This window comes from Pseudoalteromonas amylolytica (assembly GCF_001854605.1).
In the GTDB taxonomy this organism is placed as follows: domain Bacteria; phylum Pseudomonadota; class Gammaproteobacteria; order Enterobacterales; family Alteromonadaceae; genus Pseudoalteromonas; species Pseudoalteromonas amylolytica.
Genome location: NZ_MKJU01000027.1, coordinates 1 through 17,099 on the forward strand (window position 1 = coordinate 1; position 17,099 = coordinate 17,099).

General features: G+C 40.8%; 16 protein-coding genes. 3 read left to right on the forward strand and 13 right to left on the reverse strand.

Features of this window, described 5'->3' with window-relative positions:
• The 3 genes from BET10_RS12145 to BET10_RS12155 form a co-directional block, all read right to left on the reverse strand.
• On the reverse strand, positions 1-513 hold a 513-nt coding region (locus tag BET10_RS12145; RefSeq protein ID WP_139158734.1), incomplete at its 3' end, for an IS3 family transposase.
• Positions 514-539: 26 nt separating this feature from the next.
• Entirely contained in the window at positions 540-851 is a 312-nt protein-coding gene (locus tag BET10_RS12150) for an IS3 family transposase (protein WP_070983092.1), read from the reverse strand.
• A gap of 412 nt (positions 852-1,263) precedes the next feature.
• The gene (locus BET10_RS12155) at positions 1,264-2,013 is read right to left on the reverse strand and encodes a metallophosphoesterase (RefSeq protein ID WP_070985862.1); all 750 of its coding nucleotides are present in this window, start codon (positions 2,011-2,013) and stop codon (positions 1,264-1,266) included.
• A 91-nt stretch (positions 2,014-2,104) separates the two neighbouring features.
• Here BET10_RS12155 and BET10_RS12160 point away from each other — a divergent pair, with 91 nt between their 5' ends.
• On the forward strand, positions 2,105-2,581 hold the full coding sequence (locus BET10_RS12160; protein WP_070985863.1) for a hypothetical protein: 477 nt from the start codon (positions 2,105-2,107) through the stop codon (positions 2,579-2,581).
• Positions 2,582-2,610: 29 nt separating this feature from the next.
• Here the strand turns inward: BET10_RS12160 and BET10_RS12165 are convergent, their stop codons facing one another.
• From BET10_RS12165 to BET10_RS21490, 5 genes are all read right to left on the reverse strand, one after another.
• A complete protein-coding gene (locus BET10_RS12165) occupies positions 2,611-3,723 on the reverse strand; it encodes a hypothetical protein (protein WP_070985864.1) in 1,113 nt (370 codons plus the stop codon).
• An 82-nt stretch (positions 3,724-3,805) separates the two neighbouring features.
• Positions 3,806-4,933 (reverse strand): hypothetical protein, encoded by a 1,128-nt coding sequence (locus BET10_RS12170; RefSeq protein ID WP_070985865.1) that lies wholly within the window; start codon positions 4,931-4,933, stop codon positions 3,806-3,808.
• Positions 4,934-5,391: 458 nt separating this feature from the next.
• Positions 5,392-7,626 (reverse strand): asparagine synthase (glutamine-hydrolyzing), encoded by a 2,235-nt coding sequence (gene asnB / locus BET10_RS12175; RefSeq protein WP_070985866.1) that lies wholly within the window; start codon positions 7,624-7,626, stop codon positions 5,392-5,394.
• A 100-nt stretch (positions 7,627-7,726) separates the two neighbouring features.
• Positions 7,727-7,867, reverse strand: a complete 141-nt coding sequence (locus BET10_RS21485) for a hypothetical protein (RefSeq protein ID WP_170829145.1) — start codon at positions 7,865-7,867, stop codon at positions 7,727-7,729.
• A 98-nt stretch (positions 7,868-7,965) separates the two neighbouring features.
• Entirely contained in the window at positions 7,966-8,103 is a 138-nt protein-coding gene (locus tag BET10_RS21490) for a hypothetical protein (RefSeq protein ID WP_170829146.1), read from the reverse strand.
• A gap of 666 nt (positions 8,104-8,769) precedes the next feature.
• Between BET10_RS21490 and BET10_RS12180 the strand changes: the two genes are divergently transcribed.
• Both BET10_RS12180 and BET10_RS12185 read left to right on the forward strand, forming a co-directional pair.
• Entirely contained in the window at positions 8,770-9,183 is a 414-nt protein-coding gene (locus BET10_RS12180) for a hypothetical protein (protein WP_070985867.1), read from the forward strand.
• A gap of 35 nt (positions 9,184-9,218) precedes the next feature.
• On the forward strand, positions 9,219-10,346 hold the full coding sequence (locus tag BET10_RS12185) for a hypothetical protein (protein ID WP_070985868.1): 1,128 nt from the start codon (positions 9,219-9,221) through the stop codon (positions 10,344-10,346).
• 349 nt (positions 10,347-10,695) lie between these two features.
• Here the strand turns inward: BET10_RS12185 and BET10_RS21495 are convergent, their stop codons facing one another.
• From BET10_RS21495 to BET10_RS12200, 5 genes are all read right to left on the reverse strand, one after another.
• Positions 10,696-10,836: a hypothetical protein gene (locus BET10_RS21495; RefSeq protein WP_170829147.1), complete on the reverse strand. Its 141-nt coding sequence runs from the start codon at positions 10,834-10,836 to the stop codon at positions 10,696-10,698.
• Between the two features lie 134 nt (positions 10,837-10,970).
• Entirely contained in the window at positions 10,971-11,105 is a 135-nt protein-coding gene (locus BET10_RS22000; RefSeq protein ID WP_276204891.1) for a hypothetical protein, read from the reverse strand.
• A 208-nt stretch (positions 11,106-11,313) separates the two neighbouring features.
• Positions 11,314-13,962 carry an ATP-binding cassette domain-containing protein gene (locus BET10_RS12190; protein ID WP_070985869.1) on the reverse strand — a complete coding sequence of 883 codons (2,649 nt, stop codon included), beginning with the start codon at positions 13,960-13,962 and terminating at the stop codon, positions 11,314-11,316.
• Positions 13,963-13,976: 14 nt separating this feature from the next.
• Positions 13,977-14,339, reverse strand: coding sequence for a hypothetical protein (locus BET10_RS12195; RefSeq protein WP_139158582.1), 363 nt, complete (start codon positions 14,337-14,339; stop codon positions 13,977-13,979).
• 115 nt (positions 14,340-14,454) lie between these two features.
• Positions 14,455-17,067, reverse strand: a complete 2,613-nt coding sequence (locus BET10_RS12200; RefSeq protein ID WP_170829148.1) for an ABC transporter substrate-binding protein — start codon at positions 17,065-17,067, stop codon at positions 14,455-14,457.
• Between the last annotated feature and the right edge of the window lie 32 nt (positions 17,068-17,099).

Consider the following 17,099-nt stretch of genomic DNA (forward strand, 5'->3'; position numbering starts at 1 on the left):
TCGCTTTGGGTTACCTCGGCTTTCATAAGCCATTCTTAAAGCTTTTTTCGTTAGGTCACTGTCCGGTCGAGCTGATGTTGCCCAACCTACAACTTTGCGAGCGTAAAGGTCAATTACAACAGCCAGGTATAGCCAACGAGAACCGCACCAGACATAGGTAACATCACCACACCAAACTTGATCTGGTGCTTGTGTGCTAAATGCTCTTTTCAATAAATTAGGTATGCTTAAGTGCTCTTTTTCTGCCTTGGAATACTTATGCGTTGGCATTTGACGACTAACCAATCCCTCTTGTTTCATCAGCTTACTCACCAACCAGCGGCTCGCTTTGAAGCCTGACTTTGCGAGCAGTTGAACCAAGGTTCGTTGGCCTGCGGAGCCATGACTTAGCCCAAACCAACGTTTCATTTCGGCAATTAAACGTAGCCGCTCGGGCGCTATAGTATGTGGTGTTTCGCGCCAATATCGGTAACTACTGCGCTGTACTTTAAATACAGCACACAAACGCTTCACAGGCCAGCTCTCTTGAAGGGAGCGGATCAGCGCAAACCTTTGATGGAGTCCTGCATCAAGAGAGCTGAAGCCTTTTTTAGGATCTCATTGTCCTCTTCTAGGCGTTTGAGTTTACGCTCAAGTTCGCGGATTTTAAGTTGGTCAGGGGTCAGGGGAGTCGCACTAGTGAGGTTACCGTTACGCTCTTCTTTTAGCTGGCGTGCCCACTTATCGACAGTGGATTTACCTAATCCCATCGCCTCGGCAACGTCTCTAACAGAGCGTTGTTCATCGACGACTTGTTGAGCGACTTCGAGTCTAAATTCAGGAGAATAAGTTGGACGAGTTCTTTTTGTCATATTTGCACCTAATCAGTTATGGTGATTCTATCACCTCTAATCAGGTGGCCAAATTTATTGTGCCACTACAGGGTAATCGCCCTGCTCTAATGGCTTGTTTTCATCTATACCGGTGCTGCTTGAAACGTAGTTAATATAACCTTGAGTTTCGTTTTCAGAGCTTGGTGCCCAGAGCGGCTAATAATTCCTGCAATTGTGCGAATGTTGTAGCGCTGTGCGTAGGTTCTTAGCACTCGGCCAGCGGCCCGAAGGCCGTATTTGTAATGGTCAAAAATGATGCACGGGCCATAGCCAAGAGAAGTAGTGATCAATCCTCTGAGCTTGAAGCTTTTCAGCTAGACGCTGGTGAACGTATGAATGTAAGTTCAACACTTATACTAAGCGGCTTTAGAGAAAGGCTTATCAGTCACTTCTAAAAAGCTAACAGTTCGGTGTTTCTTCTATATGCGTATAGTTGTACTTGAGAATCACAGACCTTACAAATAGTCAGCCTAGGAGCTTTAATATCTACGTTTGGCTTGTAGCCTGCACCTGTATCAATATATAGCTGTTTACCAATCAATAAGGGCTGTTGTACGCTTGAGTGCCCCGAGATTAACAAATTCACTCCTTCGATTATTTGTGATGATTGCTCATTCATATTTAGCCTGTTCCAAACCAATTGCCTCAAGACTTCGTCGTTGATAGTTGAATCTTCTCTAATAGGCCACTTAGCATAAGGATATTCAGAATGAACTACACCGATGACTCCTGAGTCAGTTTCAACGGAAAGACTCAAAGAGACTTTATCGAGCACTAACTTTCTTAGTTTGTTTTGCATCTTGGGCGAAATAGAGTAGAACCACGAGCCGCCATTTCTTTTCCAAATAGCTTCTTTAAAGTAGTTTTTTTCTTGAGATTCAATCAGGAAAAGCTCGTGATTTCCAAGAACAGAGAAAAACCAATTTGTGTTCAACAGCTCTAAACATTCCTGAGAGTTTTCTCCCCTATCAATTAAATCTCCGGTGCAGAAGAGTCGATCTTTAGAAAAGTTGAACTCAATTTGTTTTAGTAGCCTGTTGAGTTCATGAAGGCTACCATGAAGATCTCCGACAAAGAAATCCTCACCAAAATTATTTCGAGGAAAAGAACGGTGATAAGTTATCGAAAAATTAAGGCTCATGGCTACCTAAAGGATAGGGGTAATAGAAGTTTTGTTACATTTACTCTATAATAGCCTGTTAGATGATTAATTAAAACTAGGTTTTTCAAAAATGGATTTATCAATAAGATCAATACGCTACACTACAAATGATGAAAAACCAGAGTCGTTTACAACTGAACTAGAACTAGTTGATAGATTTGAAAGATTGCTCGATGTTTTTTCTCATAAAAAGGTGTTAGTAGAACGTGAGTTTGGTTGTGGTTATGGGATTGCAGATGCTGTAATGTTTAACTACAAAAGTGATACCTCGTTATTGGATTTAGCAAATGTTCCTCAAGATTGGGCTTATACACTGAGAGTCCTACCATATAGGAAAAACTTTGACCTTGATGCATTAATAAGTCTGTCAGGAGCATCAGTTCCTGTGTGTAGAAAAGCTATGAAAGAGTTTATAAAAGCTGGATATTGTGTAGAAAAAAACAATGGTGTTTTTATGAAAGTGAGGCAACCTAGATTGCTTTGTACCTCTATATGTAGTGGCACAATAAATGAAATTGACAGGCACTTAAGAAACGAAGTTTCGTAAAGTTTAGCCCGTCAATGATACTGATCATATTACGAGTTTTGGAACTCGTTAATGATAAGTTTAGCAAAAACCTTTTTATCCTGACTTAAGTCAGCATCAAATTCGGCTTTGATCCCGTTAGAGCTTAATCTGTTTTGTCTGTTTCCAATCGCTCGTTTTCGAAAACTGTCCCAATTGCTGGATAAAGCACTTCCTGCATAGCCGGTCGTTAGATAAACACCACCAGGACTAGAGTAAGGTGATGAAAAAACAGACGTTAATATAGGTTGTGACCTATCTAGTGGCCTTAACGAAAAAGCACCTTCTGCACCAAAGAAACCAATCTTCTTGGTTGCGTAAACTTGTGCAACAAATGCAAACTCAACATCGTTACCTTCGTCGTCAAAACCATTATCCAAACCTCTGATTGTAACTTCTTTGGCGTTAACACCAGGCAGCTTATCCCGCGGAAATTCATCCATTTTTCCTGCCCACATATACAAGTCACCATTGTTTGAAGTGAAGTTTTGGCATATTAAATTAGTCGAACTAAAGTTAACCACCAAACCAAGGAAGTCTCGACTTGATTTAATGGCATACCATACTATTAGCGGCGCAACCACGCCGGCTACTAAGGCAATAACCAATCCTGCACCTGTAAACGATATTGCACCAAGTATAGCTGCTGGAATGCTTAGACCAAGAAAAATCCGTCGCTTGACTTCCTCCGACATGATGTCGCCAATAGCGAGTAGCTTTAACGTATGGAACGCATTCGCAATGTGGTCGTTAGTTAAGTTTTCTTGGTATTGTAGCAACGCTAAGACTAAGTTCTTTTCTCTTATAGAGAGATGAACAGCATATGCTGTATTTACTCTGAGGAACTCCACAGACTTTCTCATGTACATTTCAGCGGGGTTTGCATCCCCAAACCCGCGAACTACTAGTTCTTGCTCTTCAATATTGATTAGGTCGCTTTGTGCTCCCTTTGTATTAACAATGTTACTGTTGTAATTTTTTGATAGCTTTCTAGTATAAGCAACAGCAACATCTTGTACGGCCTGCGAGTAGTCAAAATCTTCGTCATCGCAGCGATTGCAAATCTTATCTCCTAAGCCTGACTCCAAATCATTCAAAAGCTTTTTAGTACTAATTTCAGTCATGTACAGTCCTTTAAATTTTTTAACGAATAGAATCGCTTGCCCAACGTATTACTATAAAAGTATGTCGTTGAGCAAATTTGTTTTATGCATCATACTTATGAATGACAGTAAGGCCTATAGGTGTAGAGCCTCTTGCAGCATCAACCGTTGCTTCCGCACTAATACCATCTTTGTTTATCCTCACCCTCAATTTACGCTCATTTCGTAACGGATTCCAATAGTCACTTAATTGGCTGCCACGGATGTTTGTCTCCAAATTGACTCCGTTGTCCTCGAAATATGGGCATGAGAATAAAATAGCTAAATTAGGACCCGTTCTATTTTCTGGCGCTAAAGAAAACATCCCTTCAGCACCAAAAAGCCCGAATTTCTTTTCCGCGAAGTAGGTTCCAGCATAGTATGCTAAAACATCATTGCCATCGTCATCAAACGCCAAAGCGCTTCCTCTAATATTAACTGTATTTGCATTGACCCCGTCTTCTTTATCTAAAGGGAAGCTAACTAGAGTACCTGCATGCATGTAGCGATCTTCCTCACTACAGTTCAGGTTAGTTTCTGATAGGTTTAATACAACACCGTAAAAGCTTTTTTCAGCAGTTAATAAAAAGTAAAGGATTATTGCAGCCAAAATAAAACCAACTACAACAAGTGAATTTGTTACGCCAATGGCTTTTACACCAGCTACAACCGCTCTTCTGGCAGACTTTGTTTTTGCTAGCTCAATAATTGCTTTTTTCCCCGCAGAATATGATACTGATAGCACTCCGGCGCTGACTAAAGCATTTGCTGTGTCACCGATGGTGGCGTTTACTTTATCTACCAAGCGCTCATATGTGATACGTTTATGGTTTAGATAAAATCCCATTTCCTCTGCATTAAGTCCTGCAAGGTTTTCTGCATCTTCAGCTTGATATAGCTCATTTGGGTTGGGTTCTTGAGTGCTCCTAATTGAACGAATTACTTCTTCAACATCAACGGGTCCTTCCCAATCTTCCGATACGCCTCTTGCATCACCACCTTGATTGTAGTTTGCCAACGCGGTACGAATAATTGTCTCCGCTAACTCAAGTTTTGCATCTTCCAAACTAAGTCTGCCATTGTTTGTATCATCGGTAAGTCTATCTGCTAAACCGTCAGATAATCTGTTTACAAAAGCTTTAGCTTCAGTTTGAGCCACTAATAAATCACACTTCTCGAACTTTATAGTCATTATCAAATTTCCTTTTATAATACATTGGTTTCGCTGCTATACATTATACATTATACATTATGCATTATGCATAACGGCAACTTATCCTAACCCATCACGACAGAAAGTAAAGCAGTGTTAATAATTTTAATGTATTGTTAATATTGGTTTCTGGCCTTTTATTGAAATGAATGTGGAAACTCAATTAATACGGAGCAACTATTCTATTCAATGGTTTACGTTTAATTTTTCAAGTGCAGAGATTGTAAATATCTAAAGGTAGCGGTTACTGAAGAGGTGAGCATCTCAAAATCATAGGATGTATTTGGCATTAAGCCGTCGGGATGTAATTCACCCGACCGCACGACTAATGTCTCTCTACTTGTTAACACTGATGTTGGCGCAAGCGGTTTAACGTGCACACTCTGCTTTCATAGAATAGTAAATAACAAAGTTGGATATTGTGTTTGTAAATGGTATCAAATAAATTTTATTATATTGTAATCTATCGCTTCTTCGATATGTTTTCTTACTTTAGACATAGGTATTTCTAACTCAATACATATTTTTTCTAGTGAGCGTGTGCCATCAATGTGTTGAATGACTTTCAACCAATCCCCCTCACCTTCTTCGCTAAGTTCATATTCTATTCGGCCGTTAACTGCGATAAATATGCATGTGCTTTGGTACATTTGGCTCGAGTTGCTGAGTAATTGCACGTTGCTAGCCAAAGCGATCGGTCTGTCTAAACATAAGTCGGTTCGTCTCGCCGAAATTGATTCCTGTAACGAGCTTTGTTCTTGCTCAGACCAGTCTGTAATATTAAGAGAATCAAGGACGGTGTACGAATCACTTACGTGTTTATGGGGAATAGGCAGTTCTCTGGCCATTTTCTCCAGAAGGCCCATGTTTGTGATTTTGAGCAGCATTTCAACTCCTTGATATTCAGGGTCTTCAGGAATTGAATCTATCAGTCTATTAAGTTCTTTAGTACTTATTACCGAGTGTCTACTGTCACCAAATGCTTCATTTAACAGCGCGTAATCATCATCTATCAGTAAGTTGTACATCATACGCTGGGTATAACGTTGGTCTTGCCCCATAAAAAAAGGCACCTTAGGCCGCTCATAAAACCTTTCTGGTAGCCAAGGCTTCATGGCCTCTCTTAGTATACGTTTATCCCAGAACAAATCTTGATAGTACTTTTCAGGCACTTTGGCACAGAGTTCTACTAATTCGTGATCTAAAAATGGAACGCGACTTTCTATGCTATTGCCTGATGAGGTGCGATCTTCATGCCACAGGTTGTACATTTGCAGGTTCTGGCGGTTCATTCGCGTATAGGTTTGCCACGGGTGTGTGCTTAACTGGCTGTTACTTGATGCTGCCATAAATTGACGATCAACTAAATTTCCGTAATGGCTAATTTCACTATTTTGTCCGCTGGATAAATAGTGTCTTTCTATTTCGTGCATTGTCTCCATCAATGCTGGCCATCCATAATTAGATTCATGCAAATCAGGACGAAATTTTTCTAGATAAAAGTGGCTATAACCGCCATTAAATTCATCACTCCCCTGCCCCAATAACATGACTTTTAAGTTTGGGAAATGATGTCGCGCGTAGCGGTGTAAGTGATACTTATACAAATGCTCAGCGTCGATTTCTGGAGTTTCAAGTAACCAGACCAAATCCTTCCAGTGACTTGCTTTGAAGGAATTGTTGTGCCAAGAAAAGTTCACCTGATGGTTGCTCAGTCCTAAGTGCTGAGCTGCTTCAAAACTCGACTTTGCATCGCCATTTTGAAAGGTACTTTGACTAAAAGCTGAAAATGTTTGTAAGTCTGGTGACTGCTTTGATGCAAAGGCGGCAATAGCAACTGAATCAATACCGCCGCTTAGAAAAAGACCAACGCCCACGTCTGACATAAGTCTTCTTGACACTGCGGTTTCTAGCGTATGAGCATATTGTCCAATTATCTCTTTTTTACTTCGTGTATCTGCTAGCTGCTCTTCTTCACTTAAACTTGGATAGTTCCACCAGACATGTTGATCGATTTTTGAGTCGCCAAGCTCTATGGATAAATAGTTACCTGCGGGTAAGTAATGTATATCCTTAAAATAGGTGGGTAAGGATTGTTGCTCAATGAGTGGAGAATTTCGCCCGCTTAAAGCCTGAAACCAGTCAAACTCTCGTGGGCAATCAGGGTGAGTAAGTAAAGCTTTTAATTCAGACGAAAATGCAAGTTGACCATTAAAATTGCTATAGTAAAGCGGTTTTATTCCTAATCTATCTCGGGCTAAGTACAAGCATTGACGACGCATGTCCCAAATTGCAGCTGCAAACATGCCATTGACCATTTCTAAGGCGTCAATTCCATGTTCTTCATACAAATGAAGGAGCACCTCACAGTCGGACTCACTTTGAAAAACATGATGACCTTGGAGTTGTGACTTTAATTGTTTGTGATTGTACATTTCACCATTTACAACCAGCATCACACTGCGGTCTTCATTAAAAAATGGCTGGTTTCCAGATTTAAGGTCAACAATAGATAAACGATTAAATACTACGCCCAGTGGCCCATCACAAAAATATTGTGTATCGTCAGGTCCTCTATGCGCTATTTGTTCCCCCATACTTTGTAACAAAGCAAGGGATTCAAGACTGCACCCTGCACCGTTATAATTAATAATTCCGACAAAGCCACACACTACTTTTCTCCTTGGCTAGACTGGGATTAAAAACACGGTCGTTGTACCTAAATTGCTATATTATGGTATCATTAAAAAATTTTCGAATTTCTTCAGGAAGCTACCGGGCCCCAGGGTTACCAGCTTTGAGTCCTGTTTTAACTAGCAGCCCCTGTTTTTGTAGCTCTTTTGCTACAGCGGGTTGCTCAGGCTTGATTGACAATAAAACACTTTCAGGCTGTGTGTTGTTATATTTTTTCATCTTAATTTTCCTTTTTTACTGTTACTTTTCGAAGAATAGAAGCAAACCCCCTTTATTGCGAGTAAAGAAGGTTTGCTGCTTTAGGTATGACTATAAATTTAATAACCGCCGCCACCGTAAGCTGCTTTTAACCCAGATTTAATGGAGACACCTTTGGCATTTACCTGTTTTGGCATTTCTGCTTGTGTTGCTGTTACTTGTTTATCGTCTGATTTTGGTGCTGTATGTTTTTTCATATACATACTCTCCTCGTTTTAACTACATAGTCCCACAATATTAATACAATTACTCTGGGATTCACAGGAAAAGTTATGATTCTTTATTATTCAGTTCCGCGTTCAGTGAGGACCCGTAGTGTAAGTAGTTCGAAGAAAAGCAAAAACTCTGTTGTTCAGTTTCAATCTCGCCTCAGGCCTTGTTGTTTTGTTTTTTCTTCTCAAGCGCTGTCACCAGAGGTTCCGTAAGAATGACGCCTTTTTACTCGACCTTAGCTTCTCGCGTTTTTAGTCGATTCTAAAAATTTACCTATTCATGGCGCAACAAAATTGAGCGTACACGACTAACCTAACAAACACGCCTTGTTTTCTTCATTCATTGTTGGCTCTGACTTGCCCGTAAGCCTGAAATTCATGCGCATAGGTACAAACAGCTTTTTCTGCCTCTTCATCTACTCCATTCTCCCGACTTGGTGTTCTGTGTGACTTAATCGACTAAGTGCTTTAACTGGATAGTTCATCTGCTGGTAGAATCTATAAGAAAAAAGCAGCACCATGACTTTGTTATCAGTGTGTTTGAATTGTTAACAGTGCATTTCCTTGTTGCGCATTTGAAAACTGCGCACTTTCTATCTGAGCCCAGTATTGCTCAGGTATAAATATCAAAAAATTGAACAGGACTTTAATATGAATGATGTTATTAAGACAGATTTAGATAAGACAGATTTAGAAACTACGGAAGTTGTTTTTTCGGATACTTTTGCAGAGCAGAAGGAGCCTGATTTATTATGGGTAAAGGATCACAAATACTATGATGCCGAACTCACACTAGAAGAAAATTTTGAACACCTCTACGGTCACGTCAAGATTTCCCCCGAAGATCGTGAGGCATTTAATCATGCATTTGAAAACAACCAGTTGGTTGAGTTTTTAAATTCCAAACAAAACCTAGCGCTATTTGCAGAAGATGAACCAGTAGATTATGTAAGTGGTAGAGCAGTTATAACAGTCAGTGCAGCCTTACTTTTGTTAAAAGGACCAATGACAAAATTGGCAAAAAAGGGGGCATTTGGCTTGCAAAAACTATCGGCACTAAGTTAGCTGGTACGGCCTTTGATAAAATTTTCGGCTTCTTTTTGGGAAGTAGTAAACCTGATTATGAAAAAGCACTGAGAAAAATACAGCAACAGCTTACCGAAATCAATCAAAAAATCGATACGCTATTAGAGAACGCTGTTTGGCAACGCGTAGCAACATCATTAGGCCCATCAATAGATCAACTTAATATCAGTTATACATTGTTTGAAGATATGATACATGGTATGGATACGTCAAATGAACAGCATTTGTTAAATGATTTTATGGCAAAAGAGTCAGACGTGCTTGATGCAATAACTGATATTTTTCATAAACTTACCAACGGCAACACCGCACTATCGAATAAAGATTTGACAAAATTTGTTGCAGATTCATCAGATGATAACTATAGGCTCATTGAAGACATCCTGACGGGTATAGTGTATCTGATTCCATTGGGAATTTCGATGAGTATGTTTCAATTTGCGCAACGAGATGGTGTTGGTTCAGGGCAACTTCTCCAAGAACAACAACGTTGGGACCGCCGATTTGATGCTTCTGAAAGAGTAATTGCCGAAACAAAGAATCGTATTCAAGGCAGCCTAAGTCAAAAGGTTGCGCAGCATACTCGCAAAGTTTTAGCTGAAATAAAAGCAGGTGACATTGGTAGGGATGATAATGCCTTTAAAGCTGCAACCAATGCCATCCATGCAGGATTGGATGAGTACTTGTCATTCGGTCGTTTTTTAGTTGTTGGTTACACTAAGACTAAAGGATTCGAAGACCACACTTATATCGGAAGTTATGTGTTTTCAGAGTTTCACTATGGAAATAATGAGAACAATTTCATCGTGTATTACGAAAATGATGAAAAAACAACTACAGCAATCATTAGAGATCCCAACGCAAATGCTTGGCCAAGTAAGTTTGCGGATCAAGTAAACTATGCTGACGCAACCAATAGTGGTAACGCAGGGGCCCTCTGTGATGAATTGTGGGGACTAAGAAACGCAGGAAGTATCACAGCAAATACACAACGTGCCATGGGGGTTATTCGAAACCGACGTAGAACAGGACCACATGTAATTAATCATACAGGCAGTTTAAATCTCTCTAGAATTCATTATAAAAATATACAAGGAAAATATTGGGATACTTTAATGAGTACCGCACATTCGGTTGTGTAGTGGTTAAGTGAATTAGTTCCGACTAGACCTGATATTTCGCTCTGAGCGGCCTCTTGAAATATCAGGTCATTAGCTGTACTACATTAGCTAATTCACATTAGCTATCGTGCGTTAATGCAATTAACGTGGACATCCACTGCAATTTGCATGTTGGGGAGATTTGTCTAAGATTTAGCTTCTTCAAAATCTTTTTAATGACTTTTTAAAGTGGCTGTCCTTTTAGTTTGATAATACCGACAAAGCCACACACTACTTTTCTCCTTGGCTAGATTGGGATCAAAAAACGGCCATTGTACCTGAATTGCTGAATTATGCTGTCATAAAAACATTTTCGAATTTCTTCAGGAAGCTACCGGGCCCCAGGGTTACCAGCTTTGAGTCCTGTTTTAACTAGCAGCCCCTGTTTTTGTGTCTCTTTTGCTGAAACGGGTTGCTCAGGTTTGATTGACGATAAAACACTTTCAGGCTGTGTGCTTTTATATTTTTTCATCTTAAATTTCCCTCTTAACTCATTTTAAATTGTGATTGAATTTTACTCATTACATACCATTTCTTAGCATGTAATGAGTATAAATCCTTCGTCATTGTGGCGAAAGTAGTTTACCACATGGCATTATTGCAGACTTAATAACCGCCACCAGTATAGGCCGCCTTTAATCCAGATTTAATTACTAAACCTTTCGTATTGGTTTCTTTTGGCATTTCTGGTTGTGTTGTTAGTTGCTTATCTCCTGACTTTGGCGTGTTATGTTTTTTCATAAACGTGCTCCTTGTTTAAATTATTAAATTGGTTACTCTGATATACGTAGTTCATACGTACCTTTTCTAACCGGTAACAACATAAACCTGATTCAAAGTACTGACATTATAGTGTTCGATTAAATATAATGCAAAACGTGCGCGCTCATGTTAATGATAGTTTATGTGTCAGCAGTTTTTTATGAGTTTCAAAAAGTAGCAACACATTTTAATCCTCAAGCAATTTGCCATTTTCCAATCTCAACCTTTTAAATTTTGTGCTGTGCCATATATCCCGTTGTGCATTACCTTGCTCTTGAAATAGCTGTGTATATAGCGAGTTTGCGTCTGACAGTAATGCTGTCGGAGAGTCGTCTTCAACTAGCTGACCATCATCAACTACCCAAACACGCTTAAAGTCTTTAGTGTCTTCAATATGGTGGGAAATAATGATAACGGTTGCATCTTTCCATAAAAGTTGTGCTTTGTGCAGGAGTCGTTGGCGCTGTGCTTTGGGTAAACCTCTGAAGGGTTCATCCATAATAACAAGACGAGGCGACTGCTTGTTAAACCCTCTAGCTATACGAACTCGTTGCCCTTCACCGCCGGAAAGCAGGCCACCGCATTCACCTAAGGCATCAGATTGTTCATCGGATAGCTGGTTGAGTATGTCTATAAGCTCTGCTTGTTCATAGACAGCAGGCGCTACATCACGTTGGCTATCATTACCATACTTTATGTTTGCTGCAATTGACTGATTCCACATTTGTACTTCCGGTGCTATCCACACCATCTCTTGATGCAGTTTACTTATTTGCTCCCCTTGATATAAGCTACCATCAATAATCAGCGTGCCACCATTGGCAGGTTTATATAGGCCAAGTAACAAACCTGCTAGGCTAGACTTCCCTGACCCTGATTGACCTACAATGGCGATATGCTCTGAAGGTTCTATGCATACATTCCAGTTTGATAGTACCCGTTGACCCGTTAACTCCAGATCAATGTTGTTTAGCTTTATTTTGGCTCCCTTAGGTAGCTTTTGCTTTTTGTGTGCTTTTTCTTCAGAGTTAGATGTTTGTGGGTACCAATTGGTGTTTTCGTCCGGTACCGACAGTGGCTCTAGCGCACGTATTAAGCGATTGCGAAGCGAAGGATACTGTTGCACATTTTCTGCAAGCATACCGCCCAGTTGAGGTAAGTACAGCATCCAATACAACAGCACTAAAAGTCCACTGGCGTCACCACCAAAATCTACGTACGACAATACAACCCATACCGTCAACGCTGAGCCGATCAAAAAGTTAAAAAGAGCGACATGTTCATAGCTTGCGCAAAAACGCCAACCTGCTTTCATCCAATTAACTAGTAGCCGTTCATGCTCTATTCTCACTGCTGTGCCGCTACTATGGCTGCGAATGGTTTTTAGGCCGCGAAGCGCATCTAAATAAAAGTTACTTAATCCGCTGATATGCGTTCTAAACGTGAGGTCTTGCTCTTGCATTAAAGGTTGAGTTGCAAACGTACATGCAAGTATCGCGATGCAACTAAAAGCGATAATCACGGTACCTTGTGGAAATAACACTGCAAGGCCAATAGTGATAAACACAATCTGTAATGTGATTTTTATAACGTTAAATCCTAGGACAGGTATATTACGCAACTGACGAAGTTCATATGCTCGCTGGATCATGTCTGAAGACAATCGGCTACTAAAGTAACGTTCACCAAGCTTGGGGAGTTTCTCCAAAAAGCGTTGCCGAATACGAACCTCAATACGCCGCCCTATGGCTCGAGATGTGACTGCTAAAGGCCATTCAAGTATCAATAAAGCGAAGAAGAACAGCAATACAAAGTGCATGATTTCAAGTTTTTGCGAAAACAAACTAATTTGTTGGCTGACTTCTACTAGGCCTCGCAATACTATGACCTCAAGTGCTAATCCAAAACTTGCGAGCAAAATCCCAACAAAAAGCACCATGGGATGTAACAAGCCATCCTCCATGAGGGCTCGATAAATTGTGCGCTCAGGGGTGACACTTTGCTCATCAAACTTTGCTTTTTCATCTTCATTGCTCGGCTCATTCGACCTTGGGGTTGTCGAACTTTGCTTACCTGCAACGTGTATTATCACCACCCCAGACATGTATATAGTGCCTTCATCCTCTGGCTCTGCAATATAATTATCAGGCGAAATGAGTTCCGGTGTTTGATAGCTGTGGTTAAGCAATAAAGCAGCCTGTTCACCTGGTTTTATTGCGCCTGAGCGTATCACCTTCATAATCATGGTCGTTGCGGCATCGAGTTTAGTGATACTTTGCCAATCATCGCTTTGCAAAGCGATATCAATACAGGATTGTGCCCAATCTGCATCATTACAAATAGTGAGCATTCTGACTTTTAACAATTGCGAAAACTCACCAGATGTCACCCATTGTTGCCAAGCACTCTCGTCTATCAGTTGCTGGTGTGTATATAGTCTCTCTTGCAATGATTTGAGCGTTATCCAGTGTCGTCCAGTGCCGGGGTCCATGATTTGCGCCCAGCCTGAGACTATACGCCACACTACAATAAAGTGGGGCATGCCGTTTGGTTGCACAACCACGGCTATAGCGGGTAATACTTCCGCCTCAGGCAATAAAAAGTGCTCTTTTGGTGTCAGCAATTGAGTCGCGTTGAGGCCAAATTCTATCAGGATAGATTCAAGCGCCTCTATTGATGTACCATCAATATCAGTGTGGCAATGTTCTCTTAGATTTTCATAATTAGCGTCAATATTAAAGCCAGATAACAAAGCTTTTATGACCGCTGGCCCACAATCCAAAGCAGAGCTTTGAATAACCTCTGGAATGAAAAAGCAACGTTCTGCGTTATGCATAGTTCAACCTAAAGTTACTGTGTGAGGTGAAACAAATAGGATGCTGGAGATTGACTATCAATCTCAACGGCAAAGTCGATGGCAATGCTTTTTTCTAATAGTGTATCCACCTCGAACGTTGTACTCACGGTGTTTTGTGCCTTATCGACATCGGTAATGTATGACTTGATAGGCTTTAAAGGAAGAGTGCTATCTCCTGACAAGGTGACTATGGCAACTTGGCCCACTTGAACTTCGGCAATATCCTCTTCAATAACAGCATCTACCTGATATTGTCGATAAGGTGTCACCCTGCCTTCATTCATTCGCCACACAGGCTGAGCTTCTAGAGTCACTTCGACAGACTCACTGTAAGCAAGGTGTGTTATGCGGCCCATAAAAAACCACATAACCCACAAAATTAGTAAAATTGAGGCTAAGCCTAGCGCTATCCAAGAACGCTCGCGCTCGCTATTAAGTGCGTGTAACGTTTGAGAAAAATGAACAGCCAAGTTAGTTACCTCCACTTATGGGTCGTTCGCGGAGGGGTTGCATCCTGACTTCGAGTTTAATTACCGAACTTTGTACTAACGTGCTGCCCTTAGACATATCACTATATCTTGTGACTATCTTAGTTTTAGCGATGCCATTGGCAATTAAAAAGTCTGCCAGCGCGTTTATGTATTCATTGTCATTAGCTTGTTCATCAGAAGTATTAACAATAATTTGAGCGTCATAAATCAATGAGTGGTCAAAACGTTGCATAAAAGTGGTAAGCGATAGTTTCGCTTCGTCGATAATTCTATATTTTCTATCAAAATTCTCGGCGAATAATTCATGAACATATAATGTCGTGCAACCATCTGGAGTAACCTGAACACCTACTGGTGTATTTGGGCATTTATCCAGATAATCTTCCAAACCATCTTCATCACTATCTACAGGGCACCCTTGGGCATCGATACCATATACCTGAGACTCTGCCGAAGTATCATGACATGTATCTAATACATCGATAATTCCGTCTTTGTCATGGTCTAACGGACAACCAGAAGCATCGACCCCTTTAGCGAGCTCTTTTTGTGTATTCATTCGACAGTAATCAGCATGATCAGGCACGTTATCCTTATCACTGTCTATTGGACAGCCAACTGCATCAACGCCGAAGCGAAGTTCGTTTTGTGCATTATCTGGACAGTTGTCTCTATAATTAGCAACGCCATCATTATCGTTATCAACAGGGCACCCTTTTGCATCCAAACCCCCTGCTTTTTCATGCTTACCGCTTAGCGGGCAGGCATCCAGGTAATCAGGAATATTATCCGAGTCGGTATCTATAGGGCACCCATTTGCGTTAACTCCTTTGCTCAGTGCGCGCTTTTCGTCATTTGGGCATAAGTCTTGGTAATCAGGCACCTTATCTTGGTCAGCGTCATTTGGACACCCATGGATATCTAGCCCTTTACTTTGCGCTTTAGTTGAATCATTTGGGCAGTGATCAAGATAGTCGGGTGTATTGTCTGAGTCTGAATCTAGCGGGATGCCTTCATTGTCAACACCAGCGCTGATTGCTTCTCGCGTGTTATTAGGGGCTTTATCACGGTAGTCTGGTATTGAGTCATCGTCAGTATCTTTTGGACAGCCTTGTTCATTGACGCCTTTTACTAAAGTTTCTTTGCCATCATTTGGACACTGATCTCGATAATCAGGTACGCCATCTTTATCGCTCTCTATTGGACAGCCTTGGGAATCCCCTTCGAGATAAATTCCCTTACTAAGCTGTAATTTTGTATTGTTTGGGCATACATCTAGTTTGTTAACCACACCATCATCGTCGCTATCAAGTTCTACACACAGTTTGAGTGACTTTGCTCTAGGTTCGCTGACCGCTTTGTCTTTTAAAGTTCGATATTCAAAGCGACCGTTCATAAACGATTTAATGATATATGTCTTGCCACTTACATCACCATTATCTTGAAAGCCAACCGTACCAGTCAGCCCTCGACAAGTTGGTGAGTAGCGTACTTCATCGGCGATTTTGCTTGGCTCTGATGTTCCCGCCCGTTTTATTGCTCTCAATATGACATTTATACTGTCATAACCAAGCGTTGCAAATCTATCAGGAGCTTGTTGGTAATGCCTTTCAAACTTACTGACAAATGTGTTATTCAGTTGGCTTGGCAAATTAAATACGGTTGGCACTGAGATATTAATCTGAGAGTCTTCATTTTGCTGAAGTTTGCTTAACTTTTCCCAAAACGTTTGGTTATCTAAGTTTTCCCCTCCCACAAATAAAACATCATCGAGCCCGCGCTTTTTAAATTCTCGAATGATTTGGATTGCTAATGTGGTATCGGTAAACAAAAAAATTGCATCTAGCGGATTTTTCCTATGAGCACGCACAAAACTTACTGCATAATCAGTGAACTCACGCTCGCTCATATCAGAAAAAAAAGAACGCTGAATTGCGGTATGTATACCATAGTTTTCTTCCGCTGCTTGAGAGAATGCTTCGCTCAACTCTAGTGCCCCTTCGCTTCGCTCGTTAAACACTGCCACTCTTTTAAAGCCCTTGTGCCCTGCAAACTGTGAAAGCTGATGACCGAGCTCAATATTGGTGGGTAACATGCGATAAACATAATCAAAATTCATTGTTGTGAGTAACACATTGGTGGCAGTGGGAGCGATAAAAACCTTTTGATTTTGCTGGTAAATTTGTGCGGCAGAAAAAGCGCTAGCCGAATATTGGTGGCCTGTCACCGCAACCACTTGCTTATTGTGATATGAGAAATCTCTTGCAACGATGCGGGAGTATTCTTTAATACCTTCCCCAGCTGTTAAAATAGAGGTAGTTTCAAGCGCTTCATACAGAGCCTCCTCTCGTTCATCAATAACGAGTTCGACCGCTTGACCTAAAAGCCCGCCAGCCTCATTAACTTCTTGCACTGCAAGTTGTGCGCCTTGTACAAACAGTCCTCTTCCTTGTGGCCAAGCTACACCGATAGTGATAGTCCCATCTTCTTGAAATTCTTTTGTTTGTTTGGGCTGCTTTGTGTCGCAAGCCATGAGCAATAACAATAAACCACATAAAATAAATACTTTGTGTGTGATGCTTTTATTTATCATGAGCGCACTCATTTGGCTCAAATTATTCATTG

Bases quoted from the DNA above. Each gene is read 5' to 3' on its own strand.
- BET10_RS12160 (WP_070985863.1), top strand. From the start codon at position 2,105: ATGGATTTATCAATAAGATCAATACGCTACACTACAAATGATGAAAAA.
- BET10_RS12170 (WP_070985865.1), bottom strand. From the start codon at position 4,933: ATGACTATAAAGTTCGAGAAGTGTGATTTATTAGTGGCTCAAACTGAA.
- BET10_RS12190 (WP_070985869.1), bottom strand. From the start codon at position 13,962: ATGCATAACGCAGAACGTTGCTTTTTCATTCCAGAGGTTATTCAAAGC.
- BET10_RS21495 (WP_170829147.1), bottom strand. From the start codon at position 10,836: ATGAAAAAATATAAAAGCACACAGCCTGAAAGTGTTTTATCGTCAATC.
- BET10_RS12195 (WP_139158582.1), bottom strand. From the start codon at position 14,339: ATGGGCCGCATAACACACCTTGCTTACAGTGAGTCTGTCGAAGTGACT.
- BET10_RS22000 (WP_276204891.1), bottom strand. From the start codon at position 11,105: ATGAAAAAACATAACACGCCAAAGTCAGGAGATAAGCAACTAACAACA.
- BET10_RS21485 (WP_170829145.1), bottom strand. From the start codon at position 7,867: ATGAAAAAATATAACAACACACAGCCTGAAAGTGTTTTATTGTCAATC.
- BET10_RS12165 (WP_070985864.1), bottom strand. From the start codon at position 3,723: ATGACTGAAATTAGTACTAAAAAGCTTTTGAATGATTTGGAGTCAGGC.
- BET10_RS12200 (WP_170829148.1), bottom strand. From the start codon at position 17,067: ATGATAAATAAAAGCATCACACACAAAGTATTTATTTTATGTGGTTTA.
- BET10_RS12150 (WP_070983092.1), bottom strand. From the start codon at position 851: ATGACAAAAAGAACTCGTCCAACTTATTCTCCTGAATTTAGACTCGAA.
- BET10_RS21490 (WP_170829146.1), bottom strand. From the start codon at position 8,103: ATGAAAAAACATACAGCACCAAAATCAGACGATAAACAAGTAACAGCA.
- BET10_RS12180 (WP_070985867.1), top strand. From the start codon at position 8,770: ATGAATGATGTTATTAAGACAGATTTAGATAAGACAGATTTAGAAACT.
- BET10_RS12155 (WP_070985862.1), bottom strand. From the start codon at position 2,013: ATGAGCCTTAATTTTTCGATAACTTATCACCGTTCTTTTCCTCGAAAT.